At 63.7% G+C, this 18,583-nt stretch carries 16 protein-coding genes; 10 read left to right on the top strand and 6 right to left on the bottom strand.

Going from position 1 to position 18,583, the window contains the following annotated elements:
* Positions 1-21 precede the first annotated feature (21 nt).
* Genes pyrC through dprA form a run of 3 tightly spaced genes read left to right on the top strand, consistent with a single transcriptional unit; the run spans position 22 to position 3,138 of the window.
* Positions 22-1,275 carry a dihydroorotase gene (gene pyrC / locus LGH83_RS03475; RefSeq protein WP_227401721.1) on the top strand — a complete coding sequence of 418 codons (1,254 nt, stop codon included), beginning with the start codon at positions 22-24 and terminating at the stop codon, positions 1,273-1,275.
* On the top strand, positions 1,262-1,873 hold the full coding sequence (gene plsY / locus LGH83_RS03470) for a glycerol-3-phosphate 1-O-acyltransferase PlsY (protein WP_227400620.1): 612 nt from the start codon (positions 1,262-1,264) through the stop codon (positions 1,871-1,873). The genes pyrC and plsY overlap by 14 nt, the downstream gene beginning before the upstream one ends.
* The gene (gene dprA / locus LGH83_RS03465; RefSeq protein WP_227400619.1) at positions 1,870-3,138 is read left to right on the top strand and encodes a DNA-processing protein DprA; all 1,269 of its coding nucleotides are present in this window, start codon (positions 1,870-1,872) and stop codon (positions 3,136-3,138) included. The genes plsY and dprA overlap by 4 nt, the downstream gene beginning before the upstream one ends.
* Before the next feature lie 3 nt (positions 3,139-3,141).
* Here the strand turns inward: dprA and LGH83_RS03460 are convergent, their stop codons facing one another.
* Positions 3,142-3,354, bottom strand: a complete 213-nt coding sequence (locus tag LGH83_RS03460) for a hypothetical protein (protein ID WP_227400618.1) — start codon at positions 3,352-3,354, stop codon at positions 3,142-3,144.
* A 165-nt stretch (positions 3,355-3,519) separates the two neighbouring features.
* Positions 3,520-4,020: a Holliday junction resolvase RuvX gene (ruvX, locus tag LGH83_RS03455; RefSeq protein WP_227400617.1), complete on the bottom strand. Its 501-nt coding sequence runs from the start codon at positions 4,018-4,020 to the stop codon at positions 3,520-3,522.
* 183 nt (positions 4,021-4,203) lie between these two features.
* Between ruvX and gatC the strand changes: the two genes are divergently transcribed.
* The 4 genes from gatC to gatB all read left to right on the top strand — a co-directional run bounded on the left by gatC (position 4,204) and on the right by gatB (position 7,894).
* Positions 4,204-4,491, top strand: coding sequence for an Asp-tRNA(Asn)/Glu-tRNA(Gln) amidotransferase subunit GatC (gatC, locus tag LGH83_RS03450; protein WP_227400616.1), 288 nt, complete (start codon positions 4,204-4,206; stop codon positions 4,489-4,491).
* 115 nt (positions 4,492-4,606) lie between these two features.
* Positions 4,607-6,091, top strand: a complete 1,485-nt coding sequence (gene gatA, locus LGH83_RS03445; RefSeq protein WP_227400615.1) for an Asp-tRNA(Asn)/Glu-tRNA(Gln) amidotransferase subunit GatA — start codon at positions 4,607-4,609, stop codon at positions 6,089-6,091.
* Positions 6,079-6,399 carry a chorismate mutase gene (locus LGH83_RS03440; RefSeq protein WP_227400614.1) on the top strand — a complete coding sequence of 107 codons (321 nt, stop codon included), beginning with the start codon at positions 6,079-6,081 and terminating at the stop codon, positions 6,397-6,399. The genes gatA and LGH83_RS03440 overlap by 13 nt, the downstream gene beginning before the upstream one ends.
* Before the next feature lie 10 nt (positions 6,400-6,409).
* Positions 6,410-7,894, top strand: coding sequence for an Asp-tRNA(Asn)/Glu-tRNA(Gln) amidotransferase subunit GatB (gene gatB / locus LGH83_RS03435; RefSeq protein WP_227400613.1), 1,485 nt, complete (start codon positions 6,410-6,412; stop codon positions 7,892-7,894).
* A gap of 51 nt (positions 7,895-7,945) precedes the next feature.
* Here gatB and LGH83_RS03430 read toward each other — a convergent pair whose 3' ends face one another.
* Positions 7,946-8,239: a hypothetical protein gene (locus LGH83_RS03430; RefSeq protein ID WP_227400612.1), complete on the bottom strand. Its 294-nt coding sequence runs from the start codon at positions 8,237-8,239 to the stop codon at positions 7,946-7,948.
* Between the two features lie 332 nt (positions 8,240-8,571).
* On the opposite strand from LGH83_RS03430, the gene LGH83_RS03425 reads away from it, so the two are divergent.
* Positions 8,572-10,218, top strand: a complete 1,647-nt coding sequence (locus LGH83_RS03425; RefSeq protein WP_227400611.1) for an acyl-CoA dehydrogenase family protein — start codon at positions 8,572-8,574, stop codon at positions 10,216-10,218.
* Between the two features lie 96 nt (positions 10,219-10,314).
* Positions 10,315-11,443 (top strand): peptide chain release factor 2 gene (prfB, locus tag LGH83_RS03420; RefSeq protein ID WP_131117330.1). Its coding sequence is split into 2 segments (ribosomal slippage): positions 10,315-10,383 and positions 10,385-11,443, totalling 1,128 coding nucleotides; the frame shifts between segments, so codons are not numbered across the junction.
* An 82-nt stretch (positions 11,444-11,525) separates the two neighbouring features.
* On the opposite strand, the gene LGH83_RS03415 is transcribed toward prfB, so the two are convergent.
* From LGH83_RS03415 to LGH83_RS03405, 3 genes are all read right to left on the bottom strand, one after another.
* Positions 11,526-12,731 (bottom strand): patatin-like phospholipase family protein, encoded by a 1,206-nt coding sequence (locus tag LGH83_RS03415; protein WP_227400610.1) that lies wholly within the window; start codon positions 12,729-12,731, stop codon positions 11,526-11,528.
* 172 nt (positions 12,732-12,903) lie between these two features.
* Positions 12,904-14,262, bottom strand: coding sequence for a M23 family metallopeptidase (locus LGH83_RS03410; protein ID WP_227400609.1), 1,359 nt, complete (start codon positions 14,260-14,262; stop codon positions 12,904-12,906).
* A gap of 106 nt (positions 14,263-14,368) precedes the next feature.
* Positions 14,369-14,839 carry a peroxiredoxin gene (locus LGH83_RS03405; RefSeq protein ID WP_227400608.1) on the bottom strand — a complete coding sequence of 157 codons (471 nt, stop codon included), beginning with the start codon at positions 14,837-14,839 and terminating at the stop codon, positions 14,369-14,371.
* A gap of 104 nt (positions 14,840-14,943) precedes the next feature.
* Between LGH83_RS03405 and LGH83_RS03400 the strand changes: the two genes are divergently transcribed.
* Positions 14,944-18,564, top strand: coding sequence for a DUF3971 domain-containing protein (locus LGH83_RS03400; protein WP_227400607.1), 3,621 nt, complete (start codon positions 14,944-14,946; stop codon positions 18,562-18,564).
* Positions 18,565-18,583 lie beyond the last annotated feature (19 nt).

Genomic DNA, 18,583 nt, shown 5'->3' with positions numbered 1-18,583 from the left:
GATCCCGAGTCGCGGCGCGAGATGCGCGGCGGGGTGCTGGTTCGCGATGGCGCGATCGTCGCGATCGGGGCCGTGACGGGCAGCGACTTGCCGACGGATTGCGTCGTGGTCGACTGTGACGGCGACGTCGTGTCGCCGGGTTTGATCGATTGCCGCGCCTTTGTCGGCGAACCGGGTGCGGAACACCGCGAGACGATCGCGAGCGCGACGGCGGCGGCGGCATCCGGTGGCGTGACGACCATCATCGCCACGTCGGAAACGCATCCGGCTGTCGATGATCCGGCCGTCGTGGATTTTCTGCAACGCCGAGCACGCGACACGGGTCGGGTGCGCGTCTTACCGGTCGCGGCACTCACGCGCGGACGCGACGGATCTGAACTTGCCGAGATCGGGCTCCTCAAGGCCGCCGGTGCCATCGCGTTTTCGGATGGGGCACGCTCGATCGCGAGCGCCCGGCTGATGCGGCGCGCCCTGACCTATGCGCGCGATTTCGATGCCCTCATCATGCACCATTGCGAGGACGTCGATCTCGCAGCCGGCGGTGTCATGAACGAAGGCGAGTTCGCCAGTCGTCTCGGCCTACCCGGCATTCCGCAAGAAGCCGAAAGCATCGTGCTCGCCCGCGACATGCGCCTCGTTGCGCTGACCGGCGGGCGATATCACGCCGCCATCGTGAGTTGTCGGCAATCGCTCGACATCATCGCGGCCGCGAAACAGGATGGTCTCCGCGTGACCTGCGGCACGACCATCAATCACCTCACCCTGAACGAAAACGACATCGGCGGATATCGCACGTTCCTGCGCTTGTCGCCTCCGCTGCGAAGCGAGGACGAACGGTTGGCGCTCGTCGAAGCTGTGGCGTCCGGGCTGATCGATGTGGTGGTGTCCGATCACAATCCGCAGGATGTCGAGACCAAGCGGTTGCCCTTTGCCGAAGCGGAGCCGGGTGCGATCGGGCTCGAGACGCTGCTGTCGGCCGGGCTCCGGCTCGTCCATGCAGAGGCGATCGATCTTCCCGATCTGCTGGCTCGCATGACCATCGGCCCCGCTAAGCTGCTTGGCTTGCCGCAAGGTCGTCTCGTGGTCGGCGCCCCGGCCGACCTCATCCGGTTCGATCCCGAGGAACCCTACGTGGTCGATCGCGACAAGCTGCACTCGCGGTGCCGCAACACCCCCTTCGAGGACGCTCGGATGGAAGGTCGCGTCAAGACCACCGTGGTGGCTGGACGGATCGTTCATTCCGCCGAGGTTCGGAGCCACGATGCCGTCGCTTGACGCCGCTCCGTTGACGTTGCTGATCGCTCTCGTGGTCGGCTACCTGCTTGGCGCGATCCCGTTCGGCCTGCTGCTTACGCGCCTTGCCGGTACCTCGGACATCCGTACCATCGGGTCGGGCAATATCGGCGCCACCAATGTGCTGCGGACGGGGCGCAAGGATCTAGCGGCCGCGACGCTGCTGCTGGACGCTTTGAAAGGGACCGTCGCGGTGCTGATCCTGCGCTACGCCACGGGCAGCCTCGATGCGAGCCTTGCCGCAGCCTGCGGCGCCTTCCTCGGTCACGTCTTCCCGGTTTGGCTCGGCTTTCGCGGCGGCAAGGGCGTTGCGACCTTCCTGGGCTGTCTGTTCGGGGTCTTCTGGCCGGCGGGCCTCGTCTTCGTCGCCTGCTGGCTGCTGGTCGCCGTGACGACGCGCTATTCCTCCGCATCGGCCCTCGTTGCCAGCGCAATCGCGCCTCTGGCTCTCTGGCTCTCAGGGCAGGAACAGGCCGCGAGCGTGTTCCTCGTGATCGCGATTCTGCTCTGGATCATGCACCGCGCCAACATTGCGCGGCTCGTGGCCGGACAAGAAGGCAAGATCGGCAAGACGGCGTGACGCCCGATCTGCAGATCCTATCGGATCAGGATCGGTTCGATTGGCTGCGCCTGATCCGCAGCGAGAATATCGGCCCACGCACGTTTTTCGGCCTGATGGCGAGGTTCGGCACGGCCGGCAAGGCGCTGGACGCGCTGCCGGGTCTTGGCGGCCGCTCGGTGAAAATCGCGCCCGTTCGTGACATCGAGACCGAGATGGAAGCCGCGCGCCGCGCCGGCGTTCATTTTCTGGCGCTCTGCGAGCCGAGCTATCCCGCTTCGTTGCGCGCTATCGACACCGCGCCGCCGATGCTGGCGGTCAAAGGGAACCTCGCCAGCCTGCAGCGCCCGATGGTCGCGATGGTCGGCTCCCGGAACGCGTCGGCGACGGGCCTTGTCATGACAGACCGGTTGGCGCGCGGCCTCGGCGAGGCCGGCTACGTGATCGTGTCGGGTCTCGCACGGGGCATCGACATCAAGGCGCATCTGGCGAGCCTCGAGACCGGGACGGTCGCGGTCCTGGCGGGCGGACATGCCCGCATCTACCCGAGCGAACATGCAGGCACCGTCGATCGCATCGCCGAGCAGGGGGCCGTCGTGTCCGAGATGCCGCTGACCTGGGAACCGCGCGCCCGCGACTTTCCGCGCCGCAACCGCATCGTGTCGGGCATGGCGTTGGGGTTGATCGTCGTTGAAGCCGCGCGACGGTCCGGGTCGCTGATCACCGCCCGCTTTGCCAACGAGCAGGGGCGGGAAATCTTCGCGGTGCCGGGCTCGCCGCTCGACCCGCGCGCCGAGGGCCCCAATGCGCTTCTGAAAGACGGCGCGACCTTCTGCACCAGCGTCGAGGACGTGCTCGAAGGGCTGGTCGGCATGACCGTCGCTGGCCAATCCGCTCCTGGCATGAACGAGACGGGGCGTTGGGGCTTCGACAACGATCCACTGTGGGACGAACTCGACGGATTGGATCTGTCGGCAGACGTGCGCACTGCTGACGACCCAGTACCGGCTTGGCCGCTATCGATCGGGCAAGCACCAAAGACATCTCGAACGCTATCGCACGTCGAGGCCGATGACGAGAGATCCGCACGGCTCCCAACGTCCACGCCGAACCTCAAAAGTGTCGTGCTCGATCTTCTCGGCAGTGTTCCCCTGTCGATTGACGATGTCGCGCGTGTCTCGGGGCTGCCGGTCCGGCAGGTCCAATCCGTTCTCATGGAGCTTGAGATCGAGGGTGCGATCCAGCGACAGGGCGCTAATCTCGTGTCGCTCGTCAGCCTGGCGTAACGCTCAAACGGAGGCGATGACGTGCTGCGTGGCGTTGCTGGTGCAGGCCACGAGACGTTCGGCCGCCTTGGCCTTGTGACGGAGCAACTCGGCTTCCACGCGCGCCATGTGAAGCAGACACGCCATGACCTTGAGATCGGCTTTCTCGGCAAGGTCGATCAAGTCGGAACAGCGATCGAACAAGGTCTCGGCAATCACACGAGGATAGTCGGACATCGGCAAGCCCGATTGAACGGGGTCGTAAGACACCGCGACACGCGTTCGAGAGGCAGGAGATGACGAAGGCATGCAGCTCTCTCATCGCAGCGCCTAGTCGTCGACATTTGCAACCGGCGGTTGCTGATCTAAACGCATTCGTGCGGGTTGCAAAGACCCCGTCGCTCAATCGCGTTTGAGCGCAGTCTCGGCCCGAGCGAGATGCCGCAGTCGATCGAGAACGCCTTGCAGGATGTAGGCGGCCGCCATCTTGTCGACGACCTCGCCACGTTTCGCGCGCGACACGTCCTGGTCGATCAGGCTTCGGGTCACGGCTGCTGTCGAGAGCCGTTCGTCCCAGAAGCAGACCGGAAGCGGGATCATCGGGTTGATCTGGCGCACGAAACTCCGCGTGGACTGAACCCGCGGGCCTTCCGATCCATCCATATTGAGCGGCAAGCCGATTACGATCGCGGCCACGCCATATTGAGCGATGATCGCGGCGAGCCGCTCGACATCCTTCGTGAATTTGGTGCGACGAATCGTTTCCAGCGGCGTTGCGATGCTGCGTTCGACGTCAGACAGGGCGAGCCCAATCGTCGTCGTCCCGAGGTCGATGCCGATCACGCGCTGGTTGAAGCCGAGGCACGCTGGCAGGTCCTCGACCGAAATAATGGCTGACGCCATGATGATGATCCTCTTCGGCGCGGATGCGATTCGTCTCCGCCATTGCTCCGCTCGACGTGGCGATGATATAGCCGGTTTCCGTTGACATGCGCGTCGCGCATGTTCCCCGTTACCCGGCCGTTCGGTCGAGGTCGTGGCGCGAGACGACCCCATCGCAGTCGTTTTGGCCCAAGAAGGATGATCATGTCGGTCGATCTGCTCACCGTGCGTCGCATCGCTACCCTGGCCAGGATCGCCTTGCCCGATGACGAGGCCGTGCACCTGCAAGGCGAGCTTAACGCGATCCTCAACTTCGTCGCCGAACTCGATGCCGTCGACGTGGAGGGTGTGGAACCGATGACCTCCGTTATGCCGATGCAAATGCGCGGGCGCCCGGATGTCGTGACCGACGGCGAGATCGTCGATGCGGTTCTGTCCAATGCTCCCGTCAGCGAGGATCATTATTTCGTTGTGCCGAAGGTGATCGAGTAGCGCCGCAGCCGCCCTTCTGCCGCGCTATGCTCGATCGATCATCGACGCATTTGTATTTCCGGCTCGGATGGTCGATCCCGATGATCATTCCGCAGCGTTTCGATGGACGACCTATATGACCGATCCTACCCGGCTGACGCTTGCCGAAGCGCGCGATGCTCTTGTGTCGAAGTCGCTGTCGGCCGTTGAATTGACGGACGCTTATATCGGCGCCATCGAGGCGGCCCGCAGCCTCAACGGCTTCGTGACTGAAACGCCCGAGATCGCGCGCAAGATGGCGGCGAATTCGGACGCGACCTTGGCGCGCGGAGAGGGTGGCCCGCTCGAAGGCATTCCGCTCGGCATCAAGGACCTATACTGCACCAAAGGCGTCACCACGACGGCCGGCAGCCGCATTCTTCGCGACTTCGTCCCGCCTTACGAATCGACGGTGTCGTCGCAGTTGTGGCGCGACGGTGCCGTCATGTTGGGCAAGCTCAACCTCGACGAATTCGCCATGGGATCGTCGAACGAGACCTCCCATTTCGGTCCGGTCACTTCGCCCTGGCGTAAGCCCGGCCAAAACGCCGCCTTGGTGCCGGGTGGCTCCTCCGGTGGGTCGGCCGCAGCGGTTGCGGCGCGCCTCTGCCTCGGCGCAACCGCGACCGATACGGGCGGCTCCATCCGGCAGCCGGCCGCTTTCACGGGGACGGTCGGGATCAAGCCTACCTACGGCCGTTGCTCGCGCTATGGCGTGGTCGCGTTCGCGTCCTCGCTCGATCAGGCGGGTCCGATCGCCCGCAACGTACGCGATACCGCAATTCTGATGCGGTCGATGGCGGGCTACGACCCGAAGGACGCGACCTCGGTCGATGTTCCGGTCCCAAATTATGAGACGTCGGTCGGGTCATCGGTCAAGGGCAAGACGATCGGGATTCCGAAGGAATACCGCATCGAAGGAATGCCGGCGGAGATCGAGGCGCTCTGGCATCAGGGGATCGCTTGGCTTCGCGACGCGGGCGCCACGATCGTCGACGTGTCGCTGCCGCATACGAAATATGCGCTCCCGGCCTATTATATCGTGGCGCCGGCCGAAGCATCGTCCAATCTCGCGCGCTATGACGGGGTGCGCTATGGGCTCCGCGTGCCTGGCCGCGATATCGGCGACATGTATGGCCAGACTCGCGCGGCCGGTTTTGGCAAGGAAGTCCGCCGCCGCATCATGATCGGGACCTATGTGCTCTCGGCCGGCTATTACGACGCCTATTATGTCAAGGCGCAGAAGATCCGCACCTTGATCAAGCGCGACTTCGAGACCGTTTATGCCGCTGGTGTCGACGCGCTGCTGACCCCGGCGACCCCCTCGGCTGCTTTCGCGGTCGGCGAAAAGGGCAGTGGCGATCCGGTCGAGATGTATCTCAACGACGTGTTCACCGTGACGGTCAATATGGCGGGCCTGCCTGGCATTGCGGTGCCGGGTGGATCATCCGCCGACGGCTTGCCGCTCGGCCTGCAGTTGATCGGCCGCCCCTTCGACGAGGAAACGTTGTTTTCCCTCGCCGAGGTCATCGAGCAGGCCGCCCCGAAGGTGCATCTGCCGGATGCGTGGTGGGCGGCGTGATACCGGGCGCTGACACAACCATCCTGGCGCCGCTGCGTGAGCGTATCGACGCGATCGATGTCGCCCTCGTCGATCTTTTCGCCGAGCGCGTCCGCATCGTTCGCGAGGTGATTGACGTCAAAGAGCGGCACGAGATCCCGGCTCGGTTGCCTGATCGCGTCGAGGCGGTCGTGGCGCGTGTGCGCGCGCATGCCGAAGCCAAGACCTGCCCGCCCGATCTCGCCGAAGCGGTGTGGCGGACCGTGATCGAATGGACCATCGCGTTCGAGGAGCAGCATATGGCGCACTCGACCAAGCCGACCAAATAAGGAGAGCCCCATGGCAACGTCCGTTTCCGACAAGCTGCTGCGCGGCGCGACCGGCGACTGGGAGATCGTGGTCGGCATGGAAATCCATGCCCAGGTCACCTCGAATTCCAAGCTGTTTTCCGGCGCCTCGACCGCCTTCGGGGCCGAGCCCAACACCCATGTGTCGCTCGTCGATGCCGCGATGCCGGGCATGCTGCCGGTTCTCAACCAGGCTTGCGTCGCGCAGGCGGTTCGCACCGGGCTCGGCCTCAAGGCGCAGATCAACAAACGATCGAGCTTCGACCGCAAAAACTACTTTTATCCTGACCTGCCGCAGGGCTATCAGATTTCGCAGTTCAAGAGCCCGATCGTCGGCGAGGGCGAGGTCGTGGTCGATCTGACCCCGACCGAGCAGTTCCATGTCGGCATCGAACGCCTGCACCTCGAGCAGGATGCCGGCAAGTCGCTGCACGATCAGTCTCCCACCGCGAGCTTCGTCGACCTCAATCGTTCCGGCGTCGCTCTCATGGAGATCGTGTCGAAGCCCGACATGCGGTCGGCCGACGAGGCGAAGGCCTATGTGACGAAGCTCCGCACCATCCTGCGCTATCTCGGCACCTGCGATGGCGACATGGAGAAGGGCAGCCTGCGCGCCGACGTCAATGTCTCGGTGCGCCGTCCGGGCGGCCCGCTGGGCACGCGTTGCGAGATCAAAAACGTCAATTCGATCCGGTTCATCGGGCAGGCTGTCGATACCGAAGCCCGGCGCCAGGTCGCAATTCTCGAGGACGGCGGCAGCATCGACCAGGAAACGCGGCTGTTCGATCCCGCCAAAGGCGAGACCCGCTCGATGCGATCGAAAGAAGAAGCGCATGATTACCGCTATTTTCCCGATCCCGATCTGCTGCCGCTTGAATTCGACGACGCTTTCGTAGCGGCGCTTGCGGCCGATCTGCCGGAATTGCCGGATGCCAAGAAGGCGCGCTTCATGCAGCAGCATGGCTTGTCGCCCTACGACGCCAGCGTCTTGGTGGCCGAGCGGGAACTCGCAGATTATTACGAGCAGGCCGTCGCGCATGAGCCGCAGGGCCGCGACCCCAAGCTCGTGGCGAATTGGATCACCGGCGATGTGGCAGCCTCGGCCAATGCGGCTGGAACCTCCGTGGCGGCTTCGGCCATCACGGCCGCTCAGGTCGCCGAACTCGTCGACGTGATTGCCGACGGCACGATCTCGGGCAAGATCGCCAAGGACATCTTGCTCCTGATGGCCGGCGAGGACCGCGGCCACGCCCCGCGTGAGATCGTCGAGCGGCGCGGCCTGCGGCAGGTCACCGACACGGGAGCCATCGAGGCCGCGGTCGACGCGATCATTGCGGGAAATCCCGACAAGGTCGCCCAAGTGCAGGCAAAGCCGACGATGCTCGGCTGGTTCGTGGGTCAAGTCATGAAATCGACCGGTGGCAAGGCCAACCCTCAGGCCGTCAACGATGTGCTGAAGGCCAAGCTGGGCATCTAATCTCGCTGACACGTCAAGCGAAGGCCCGAGAGGGCGCTTCGCTGCTTCGGCCTATTTCACGATGAGGCAGGTGGAGGAAAACTCCTTCCAGGTCATCGACCCGGCATTGCCGGCCTTCTTGATGGTCGACCATTGATGCCCGCATTCATGCATGCGGGCTCGCGCCGCTGCGTCTTGGGGCGCGACCGCTCCGGTCGGAGCGACTGGAGCACGCGGCATCGCGGAAGAACCGCCTTGGCTCGATCGGCCGGAAGCGGCCGCTGCACCCCCGGCAGGCGCTCCAGCCGGCGCACCCGATTTGCCTGGAGCGCCCGGTGTGGCGGCGCCCGCGTCAGCGCCGGACATCAACATCGCAACAAGAACCAACGGCCATCCACAGTAACGCAACATCATACCTACGATCGCAGAGGAGTGAGATTCTGCCGTTCTTCGTCCGCTCGCGGTCGCGGCACCCATGGCAGGTGTTTGCCGGGAAAAATGTGGCGTCAGCGCGATCGGGGTGGGGCGGGCAGCGATTTGTAAAAAGTCGATCGCTTATGCCCTAACGGCGTTGAGGACACCAGAGCGTCTCTGTCACGTCGGCGCCGCCTCGATCCGTTGCACATCGGCCGGCAGGGTGAAACAATGCGTCAGCCCATCGGGCGCGCCTGCTTCCGCCGCGCCGGGAGAGCATTCGCATGTTGCCTTTCGCGCCGACCACACATCTTGCGACTCACGATGTCGGCAACCAGCCGGGCGACCTTGTCGACCGTAACCTTTATGCCGACGACATCGCGCTCCGCGAGGCCGTGCTGCGGGAGGCGGGGGCGTGGCTGGACGAGCGCGCGATGCGGCTCGGGGCGGTCGTCGGATCGCAAGCCGTGGTGGCGCTTGGGCAGGATGCGAACCGGTTCCCGCCGGAGCTCATGAGCTTTGACCGGTTCGGGCGGCGGATCGACGAGGTCCGGTTCCACCCGAGTTATCATGCGCTGATGGCGCTTGCGACCGACCACGAGATCCACAGCCTTGCCTGGACGACGCGTCAGCCTGGCGGTCACGTCGCCCATGCGGCTTTGTTGGCGGTTTTTGCCCAGAGCGAAGCCGGCACGATGTGCCCCATCAACATGACCTATGCGGCCGTGCCAGCGTTACGGGTCGAGCCAACCCTGACAGCAGCCTGGATCGCCAAGGTGCTCAGCGGTTGCTACGACGCGGCCTTGCGGCCGATCGAGGGTAAAGCCGGCGTCACGCTCGGCATGGCCATGACCGAAAAGCAGGGCGGCAGCGATGTCCGCGCCAATACGACCCGAGCCGACGCGCGGCAGGACGGTACCTATGGGCTGACCGGACACAAGTGGTTCTGTTCGGCCCCGATGAGCGACGGGTTCCTGACCTTGGCGCAGGCGCCGGGCGGTCTGACCTGCTTTCTCGTACCGCGCATCGCACCAGACAGCACGCGCAGCGGCATTCGCCTCATGCGACTGAAGGACAAGCTGGGCAATCGATCCAACGCCTCAGCCGAAATCGAATACGAAGATGCGGCCGCCTTCCGGCTCGGGCCGGAAGGGAGTGGTGTCAAAGTCATCATCGATATGGTGCATCACACACGCCTGGGAACGATCGCCTGCACGCTCGGCATCATGCGGGCCGCTCTGTCCCAGGCTGTGCATCACACGTCGGGCCGGATGGCTTTCGGCAAACTCTTGATCGCACACCCGCTGATGACGGCGGTGCTGGCCGATCTCGCGCTCGATTACGAGGCCGCGGTCGTGTTGGTCATGCGTGTCGCTCGCGCCTTTTCGGCGACCGACGAGAGCGGCCGTGCCTTTGCGCGCCTCGGCGTGGCGCTGGCCAAATATTGGCTGACCAAACGCTGCTCCAACTTCGTCTACGAGGCGATGGAATGTCTGGGTGGCGCCGGCTATGTCGAGGACGGGCCTATGCCGCGCCTCTACCGGGAAGCGCCGCTCAACGCCATCTGGGAGGGCTCCGGCAATGTCATCGCTCTCGATGTCTTGCGGACCCTGGCGCGGGAGCCGGCGGCCCGCGCAGCCTACGAGGCCGAACTGACGCCCGCGCTCGGGATCCATGCGGCTTTCGATGGTGCGGCGCAGATCCTCCGCGAGGCGATGAGCGAGACGGCGCCCGCCGAAGCCCGTGCGAGGCATCTCGTCGAGCGAATGGCCGTGATGTTGCAGGCCGCGCTGCTGATCCGCTATGCGCCATCGGCCGTGTCGGATGCCTTCTGTATGGCCCGGATCGCGCCCGATCACGCTTTCAGCTACGGCGCGCCGGCATACAATGTCGACCTCGGCGCCATCATGGATCGGCAGACCTTGCGCTAGGTCAGGGCTTTCGCCTTGAGGGGCAGGGCGTCCTGCTTTAGGGTCCGGCCTCCCGGCGGCCATATGGTCGTCGTCCCCAAACCAGATTGAGCACCCATGCGCGCTGAACCGCTGCAGCTCGTCGAAGACATCAAGCAGTCCGTAGGGCTGCTGAGGAGGCATCTTTGACGTCGATACTGCAACCCGTCGCCTCGCCGAATTAAACGCCAAATCCGAAGACCCTGCGCTCTGGAACGACGCGCAACTCGCCCAGAAACTGATGCGCGAGCGCACCGAGCTCGAAGATCGGCTGGGCGGCGTGACACGCCTCGAGCGTGACCTCGACGACGCCATCATGCTGGTCGAACTCGCCGAAGAGGAAGATGATGTCGGGGTCGAAAAGGAAGCGATCGATCAACTGAAGGCCCTCAAGGCCGATGCGGCACGTCGTCAGATCGAGGCTTTGCTGGCCGGCGAAGCCGACGCGAACGACACTTTCATCGAGGTCCATTCGGGGGCCGGCGGAACCGAGAGCCAGGATTGGACCCGCATGCTGTTCCGCATGTACTACCGCTGGGCGGAGCGGCATAAGTTCAAGGTCGAGGTTGTCGAGGAAACGGCCGGCGACGAAGCCGGACTGAAGTCCGCGACGCTCCTGGTCAAGGGCCACAATGCCTATGGCTGGTTGAAGACCGAGTCGGGCGTGCATCGTCTCGTGCGGATCTCGCCTTTCGATTCGGCGGCGCGTCGGCATACGAGCTTTGCGTCGGCTTGGGTCTATCCCCTGGTGGACGACCGGATCGACATCGACGTGAAGGAAACCGACTGCCGCATCGACACCTATCGGTCGTCGGGCGCCGGCGGTCAGCATGTCAACACCACCGATTCGGCGGTGCGGATAACGCACATGCCTTCCGGCATCGTGGTGGCCTGTCAGAACGAGCGGTCGCAGCACAAGAACCGTGCGACCGCCTGGAACATGTTGCGAGCCCGGCTTTATGAGGCAGAACTCGAACGACGCGAAGCCGCGGCCAATGCCGACGCGGCGTCAAAGACCGATATCGGCTGGGGTCACCAGATCCGGTCCTACGTTCTGCAGCCCTACCAGTTGGTCAAGGACCTGCGGACCGGTGTGACGTCGGGAACGCCGGACGACGTGCTGGACGGCGACCTCGACCCGTTTATGGAGGCCGCGCTCGCGCATCGGCTGTCGGGCCGTACTGTCGAGGTCGAGGACGTCGATTAAGGCGTCTAGGTCGAACAAACGTCGGGGGGCTAACTCAGGCGTCGAGTTCCCCGGCTCGATCGATCCGAGCCGGGGACGTCCCTCACTTCTGAGCGGTCAGCTTCCGGTTGCTGGCCAAGGGACGTACCGACATGGTGGGGGCATCCGTCCAAGGATTGGCGCCCTTGCCCTGCTCGATCCCATAGGCATAGAGGCTCTTCATGTAAGCTTGATCGAAGGTGTTTGAGCCTTCCTCGCTCACATCCGCCTCGATCGAGGCCATGTGGAAGCCAACGTTGTGTCGCCGGGCATAGGCATAGGCGGCCTGGACGTTGTTATGAACCTCGCGCTTCAGAATGGTGGAGAGCGAGCGTGTGCCGAGCTTCAACACATTGTTGTCGACCACCTGAAAAACCGGGTCGACCTTGTTGTTCAGCAGCACGTAGAGATTCTTGAGTTGCGGGAACGGACGGTCCTTCTGCTCGCCGAACAGGACAGCATCGGGCGCCACAAAAACCTGCTGAATGGTGCCCCCGTCGACATGCATCTCCTTGAACTCGCGTCCACCTGCCTCGACACTGACGAGGCGAGGCGGGAATAAGCCGGGGATCGAGGCTGATGCCGTCAAAACCTGTCGGAAGAGCGAGAGCGCATTGGGTGAGCCGCTTGTCGCAATCGCGCCCATGTCCCACACGACCGACCGTTGCGAGTCGAGATTCGTGGTCGCCACGAACAATCGCCGTCCCTTGCGATGCTCTTCCGCGACGCGGTCCATGATGGTCTGATCGACGTATTTGCTCACGAGACGGCCGAGCTTGTCGTTTTCGACCAGCGCGTTACCGAAGACGCCGTTGAGAAGGTTCACGTTCTTGATCAGGCCCGCGCCCAAATCACCCGTGTAGAGATCGCGGAGCGTGTCATCGTAGGATGGTCCGAGAAACACGAAGGGCGCCATCAGGGCGCCGGTGCTGACGCCCGACACGATGGTGAAATCTGGCCGTCGATTGGTTTCGGTCAAGCCATGCAACAGGCCGGCCCCGAACGCGCCATCGGCGCCGCCGCCGGACAGCGCGAGATAATTGACCGGGCCCGTTTTGACCGCGACGCCTTTAGTCGATGCGGTGAAGCTGTCGAACACGGACGCCGAGGTGTCGCCGTAGAAGCGCACGTTCGACATGCCGGGGATTTCAGCCATCGCAGCCTCGGAGGCCGTATAAGGAATGCGGGCGAATTCTGTGGATGTACAGCCAGCAAGCGCAACGCTGGAGGCTATGATGATGCCCAGCACAGAACCACGTCGAACGATCATCGATCCACCCATCTCGAGCCCCGCGCTCATGCTGTCTGGCAAATTAGAGCGCCGCGCAAGCATAGCTTAAGTCGAGTGTTACTGAAGTTTGTTCCTCATATCTTGCTCGGCGGCAGGGATGAGCGACTAATTCGACCGGGCTGTCGTATTCAAGAGACAATGCCGGACGGTTTTAGGGCGCGAGATGCAAGGCGGCGAGGCGCTGGCCCGCCTCTAGAAACCGGGTCGGGTTGACGGCTTCCCCATCGATGCGGGTCTCGTAGTGGAGGTGCGGTCCTGTCGCGCGTCCCGTCGCTCCGACGTGACCGAGCACGTCGCCACGGGCCACGCGCTGACCTGGTGTGACAAGAACCGAGGCGAGATGCGCGTAGCGGGTCGATAGACCATTGCCGTGATCGACCTCGACCATCGTGCCATATCCTCCGGTGGCCCCTGCGGTCATGACGCGTCCGGCTGCTGTGGCTCGAACCTCGGCGCCATAGGCTTCACGGAGATCGACGCCCGTATGCAAGGCAGGTCGCCCGAGAAAGGGGTCCAGACGCGGTCCGAACGGCGATGTCACGTCCAGAACGCCTTGGACCGGAGCCGCGTAGGGTAGGAGCGGGAGACTGGCCACAAGCCGCCGCGTGTTCGCGACGTCGGCCTGCAGGCCCGCGAGTGCCGATCCGAACCGTGCGTCGAGACGATCGACCGGCAACGCCACGAAGGGTCCGCCCAGCGGCGCATCGACCGGAGTTGCGCCCTTGAGCCGAGTCGCGGATAGCCCGGACGCAGCCACGATCGACACGATGTCGTCGGATGTCTTGCGGGCGGTCTGATCGACGGCCGCAATGGCGCGAAATTGCGACGCATCGACCCGCTCCAGCGCCTCTGCCACATCCGCCAAAGCGCCGTTCAAACCCCCTGGACCAATCGATGCCGTTTCATCGTCGCCGGATGACGCCACGCCACCCGCATCGGTCGGCATGTCGCGGATCGATCCCGTGACATCGGAGCCGCTGACAACCGGCGCGACCGCTGGCGAGGGGGAACTGAGCGGATTGTCGATCGCGGCGGCTCCGGCCTCCTGGATCGTTGTCCGAATCGCGACGGCCGGGTCATGGCTCGCGCGACCCGATTGCGGTCGTGCGGCGCCCGCTGCTTCGGCCAATTGTCCCAGCAGGTTCGATCGAGTCTCGAGCCGCTCCGCCCGAATCGTGAGGGCCCTCATCTCTGTATCGAGGCTGCTCTGTTGAACGCGACCGCGCCCGGCATCGTGTCTGATTTGGCTTTGGAGCGCCGCGATTTGATCCTCGTAGCCATATTGCATGCTGGCATGTTCGGCCATGAGGGACGCGACCATATCGTCGTGAAAGGCGAGGTAAATGCTCGCACCCACGCCCCCGCAAGCCATGCCGATCAGAAGCCCGATCACGCTCCAGGCGAGGTCGACCCGCACCGTAAACCCGCGATGCGAGTTGCCTCGCGCGATCGACACGACATAGCGCGATCGAGACGATGGAACGGCGGTCCCGATTGGAAGCGGTGACATGAACTGATCCTGCGGAGAGGCCGAGGCGTTCAGATCACCGCGTTAAGGTTAAGTTTCCGCTAAGGTTAAGAGTGTGTGATCGATGCGGCGCGCGAGACGCGCAGGATCACAGCGCTTGTGCGGCGGCCAACACGTCGGCCGCGTGGCCCGGCACCTTGACCTTCGGCCAGATCTTGGCGATGCGACCCTCCCGGTCGATCAGGAACGTAGTGCGTTCGACGCCCATATAGGTTCGGCCGTACATGCTTTTTTGCGCCCAGACACCATATTCTTCCAACATCGCCTTGCTGTCGTCGGACAAGAGCGTCAGGTCGAGACCATGCTTGGCCTTGAACTTGGCGTGGCTGGCGATCGGATCGGGAGAGATTCCGATGACGGCCGTATTGGCGTCGTCGAAAGCGCCGCGCAACGCGTTGAAGTCGATCGCTTCCTTCGTGCAGCCGCTCGTATCATCCTTGGGATAAAAATAAAGAACGGCCTTGCGACCCGCCAGCGAGCGGAGCGAGCATGTTGTTTCGGTCGAAACAGGCAAATCGAAATCTGGTGCCGGATCGCCGATCGTGAGGGTTTGCGGCATAACGCCTTCCTTTCGTCTTTTTGGGTGCTAATTCGATGTATATGGGACAGGCCGTGTTGCCATTCTAATGGGCAAACGATGAGTGCAGAAGTCCCGATCGTGACATGCAAAAGGATCTCGACGGTTTGGCCGATACGATCGACCCTCCCAAGCATCGCCTTGTCAAAAGCGGTTCCGCAGGGATCCGTCCGGCGCGCGGCGCGACGGGGCGGGTACGACGTTGGGGTTTCCGCCGGGCTTGCGTCACCGGCATGGCCTTCCTCGCCAGTATCCTCTTTCTCGGGCTGATCGCCGGCGGTGTCTTCTTCATGCGGCTGGCGCAGGGACCCATCGACGTCGATCTCGGCCAGCAAATCACTCAGGCGCTCGGCGAGCGGGTCGGAGGCGGCTATGCCTTCGCGATCGGTGCGACCGCGATCGAACAGACCGACCATGGTCCGACCTTGTCGTTACGCCAGCTGACCATCAAGGATCATGCCGGCCGGACCGTCATGGCGGCACCGCGTGCAGGCATCGCGGTCAGTCCCTTCGAGCTCTTCTTTGGCCGTGTGTCGCCAAAGCGCCTCGAGGTGCAGGATATTCTGATGCGGGTCGTGCGGCTCGAGGATGGTGCCATCGCCATCTCGGCGGGCGCCGATCAGATTGCCGACACGCCTCTGACCACCATCTTTGCGAGTGCCGCAGAGGTCGTCACGCCCGCGGCCCCGAATCAAACGGTCGTCGTCAACGGCGAGACGCCGATACTGGCCAGCGACGCGCGCCCGGCGAAGCGATTCCCTCGCGAACTCGCCGCCGTGGTGGCCAAGGTGGTCGACACGGTCTTCGATCCCGCCAGCCCCTTCCGGGCACTCGACCGCTTCGGCATCAAACGAGGCACATTGGTGGTCGAAGACCGCCTGCGAAAAGCGTCGATGACCTATAAGAATTTCGAGGTCGATTTCGACCGCGAAGCCACCGGTGGGATTTACCTAACGGCAGACGCTGATGGGCCGAGCGGACATTGGTCATTCTCGGCCCGCGTCAATCAGGCGTCGGATGGAACCAAGATGCTCGACCTGACGGTGGATCATCTGTCCATGGACGAGATGATGCTGGCGGCTGGGCTTCGGACCATGCCATTCGATACGGATATGCCGCTGTCGCTGAACATGAACATGGCAGCGGCGCCGGACGGCAGCCTCACGAGTGCGGAGGGTCATCTCAGTCTGGGGTCTGGCTATTTCCGGCTCGACGACCCCGATCACGAGCCCGCGATGGTGGACGGCATCGACGTCACGCTGCGGGTCGATCCAGCCACGGGTGAGGTCGATTTTGGCCGGGGCAATCTCAAGGCGGGTGAGTCGAGCTTTCAATTCGGGGTACGTGCCATCCCGCCCGACACGAATGGTGCGCCGTGGCATGTCGTCGGGACCTCGACCGGCATTTTCGGAACCGAGCGCCCGGGCGAGCAGCCGATCAAACTCGACGCCATCGACATGAAGATCGATGTCGACATGCCCGCCAAAAAGGTCGTGGTGCAGAACTTCAGCGTCCGTGGCCCCGACGTCGCATTTCGCATGGATGCGGTGTTTCAGGGCAACGACACCGGCGGCTTTCTCATCACGAGCACGATGGACACCGGTCGGATGCCGGGACCGGTCGTGATTCGTCTCTGGCCCAATTGGGTGGCATCGCCGCCGCGCGCCTGGTTCCTGGCCAACCTGAAGGGTGGCACGCTCGATTATGGGCGCGGCAAGTTCGCCCTGACCGACGTCGATCTCGAGACGATGAAACATCAGCATTCGGTCCCGGACGATCACTCCCATATCGAATTTGGAGTCTCGAACGCCTCGTTGACGTTCATGAACGGCGTGCCGCCGCTGAAGGGCCTGGACGGCACCGGCGTTCTGACGGGCGACACGCTGACGTTTGCGGCCAGCAAGGGCGAGATGGAGGTCTCACCGGGTCGCAAGTTGTTCCTCAGCGATGGCACCTTCACGATCCCGAGCACCGATCCCAAGCCGTCCCCAGCCGTCATCGCGCTCCGGATCACGGGTGGCATCGATGCCATGGCGGATCTGCTCGCGCGCGACGCGTTGAAGCCCTATGCGGATCTGCCGATCGACGCCTCGTCCGTATCCGGCCAGATCGATGGACGCATGACCATCAACTTGAAGGTCGGCGATCACGTGCCGCCCGACGAGACCAAGATCGGAGTCGTGGCCGTCGCGAAGGACTTCTTCGTCGATAAGGTCATCGGCAAGGAACCGCTCGAAAACGCGACCGTCAACATCGTGGCCGACAAAGCCGGGATACACGCCCGGGGTGAAGGCCGCATGTATGGCGCGCCCGCGACGATCGACCTCAAGAAGCCAGCCGGAACGGCGCCGAGCGAAGCTGTCGTCTCGATCACGCTCGATGATGCGGCGCGGGCGAAAGCCGGCTTCACCCTTGGCAAGAGCGTGACTGGCCCGATTTCGGCGAAGATCAGCACCACTCTGTCGGGCGGCGAGTCGGGAAAAGCGTCGATCGATGTCGATCTTACGCGCGCCGTTCTCGACTCCCCCCTTCCTGGATTGAAAAAGGCAGCCGGCAAAGCGTCGAAGGCGACCTTTACGGCCACGCAGCAATCTGACGGTGTGCAGCTCGACCAGATCGTCTTCGACAGCGGGGCAACCTCAATCAGGGGGTCGGCGGAACTCGACAGCAAAGGTGGATTTGAAGGCGCCAAGCTGACGCAACTTCGGTTGTCGCCGGGGGATGACATGCGGGCCGATATCACGATGACCAACGAGGGGCTGAAACTCGTCGTGAAGGGCAGTAACGTCGATGCGCGCCCCTTCCTGAAATCGTTGACGACGGGCGATTCCGGATCGAGCAACGACGCGACGACGAAAGACCTCGACCTCGATCTGCACGCCAACATCCTGACCGGGCAGAACAGCCAGGCCTTGACCAATGCCGACCTGCGTCTTGTGAGACGGAGCGGAAACTTCCGCCGCGTGCAGATGACAGGACGTTTGGGCAAAGGCACCTTGTCGGCCAACACGGTCGGCCAGGGCGCGAATTCAACCATCGTGATCGCCGCGAAAGACGCTGGCGCAACGCTATCGTTCCTCGATCTTTACAAGCGGATGGATGGTGGACGGCTGGATACGACGCTGAAGTTCGTCGATGGCCGGATGGACGGCTATACGGTCGTGCACGACTTCACCATCAAGGAAGATCCGGCGATCAAGAAGCTGGCGTCGGAGGAGATCCCGGGTGATAGCCGCAATGCCGGGGCTCGCATCGACACGTCGGCGACCCGCTTCACCAAATTGGAGGCTTATTTCTCTCGCGTCGGCAACAAGATCGAGGTCCGCCAGGGCTCCATGTTTGGCCCGCAGGTCGGTGCCACGGTGGAGGGTTGGATCGACTTCGCGCATGATCGTGTCGCGCTGAATGGCACGTTCGTCCCGATCTACGGTCTGAACAATCTTTTCTCGCAGATCCCGGTGGTGGGCATGTTGCTGGGTGGGGGCGCGCATGAAGGCTTATTCGCGCTGAACTACCGCATCGATGGTTCGGCGAGTTCGCCTGTGCTGAGCTTCAACCCGCTGTCGGCGCTGGCGCCCGGATTTCTCCGAAAGATCTTCGGCGCGATCGACAATGCGGCACAGCAGGGTATCGATCCCTCCGCCGCATCGACGATCCCGCAAGGAGATCACGCCGTCGGTCCCGCTGGCGGCCTCGTGCCGAATTGACGGCGCCAGCGCCGCCTTG

Source organism: Lichenihabitans sp. PAMC28606, assembly GCF_020616535.1.
Classification (GTDB): domain Bacteria; phylum Pseudomonadota; class Alphaproteobacteria; order Rhizobiales; family Beijerinckiaceae; genus Lichenihabitans; species Lichenihabitans psoromatis.
Note: the sequence above shows the minus strand (reverse complement) of the source record. Positions and strands in the feature narration are given on the sequence as shown.

What these genes read in the sequence shown, in the direction of transcription:
- LGH83_RS03430 (WP_227400612.1), bottom strand. Translation starts at nt 8,239, where the DNA reads ATGTCCGGCGCTGACGCGGGCGCCGCCACACCGGGCGCTCCAGGCAAA.
- plsY (WP_227400620.1), top strand. Translation starts at nt 1,262, where the DNA reads ATGCCGTCGCTTGACGCCGCTCCGTTGACGTTGCTGATCGCTCTCGTG.
- gatC (WP_227400616.1), top strand. Translation starts at nt 4,204, where the DNA reads ATGTCGGTCGATCTGCTCACCGTGCGTCGCATCGCTACCCTGGCCAGG.
- LGH83_RS03410 (WP_227400609.1), bottom strand. Translation starts at nt 14,262, where the DNA reads ATGTCACCGCTTCCAATCGGGACCGCCGTTCCATCGTCTCGATCGCGC.
- pyrC (WP_227401721.1), top strand. Translation starts at nt 22, where the DNA reads ATGCGCGGCGGGGTGCTGGTTCGCGATGGCGCGATCGTCGCGATCGGG.
- LGH83_RS03425 (WP_227400611.1), top strand. Translation starts at nt 8,572, where the DNA reads ATGTTGCCTTTCGCGCCGACCACACATCTTGCGACTCACGATGTCGGC.
- gatA (WP_227400615.1), top strand. Translation starts at nt 4,607, where the DNA reads ATGACCGATCCTACCCGGCTGACGCTTGCCGAAGCGCGCGATGCTCTT.
- LGH83_RS03405 (WP_227400608.1), bottom strand. Translation starts at nt 14,839, where the DNA reads ATGCCGCAAACCCTCACGATCGGCGATCCGGCACCAGATTTCGATTTG.
- LGH83_RS03460 (WP_227400618.1), bottom strand. Translation starts at nt 3,354, where the DNA reads ATGTCCGACTATCCTCGTGTGATTGCCGAGACCTTGTTCGATCGCTGT.
- gatB (WP_227400613.1), top strand. Translation starts at nt 6,410, where the DNA reads ATGGCAACGTCCGTTTCCGACAAGCTGCTGCGCGGCGCGACCGGCGAC.
- LGH83_RS03400 (WP_227400607.1), top strand. Translation starts at nt 14,944, where the DNA reads ATGCAAAAGGATCTCGACGGTTTGGCCGATACGATCGACCCTCCCAAG.
- LGH83_RS03415 (WP_227400610.1), bottom strand. Translation starts at nt 12,731, where the DNA reads ATGATCGTTCGACGTGGTTCTGTGCTGGGCATCATCATAGCCTCCAGC.
- ruvX (WP_227400617.1), bottom strand. Translation starts at nt 4,020, where the DNA reads ATGGCGTCAGCCATTATTTCGGTCGAGGACCTGCCAGCGTGCCTCGGC.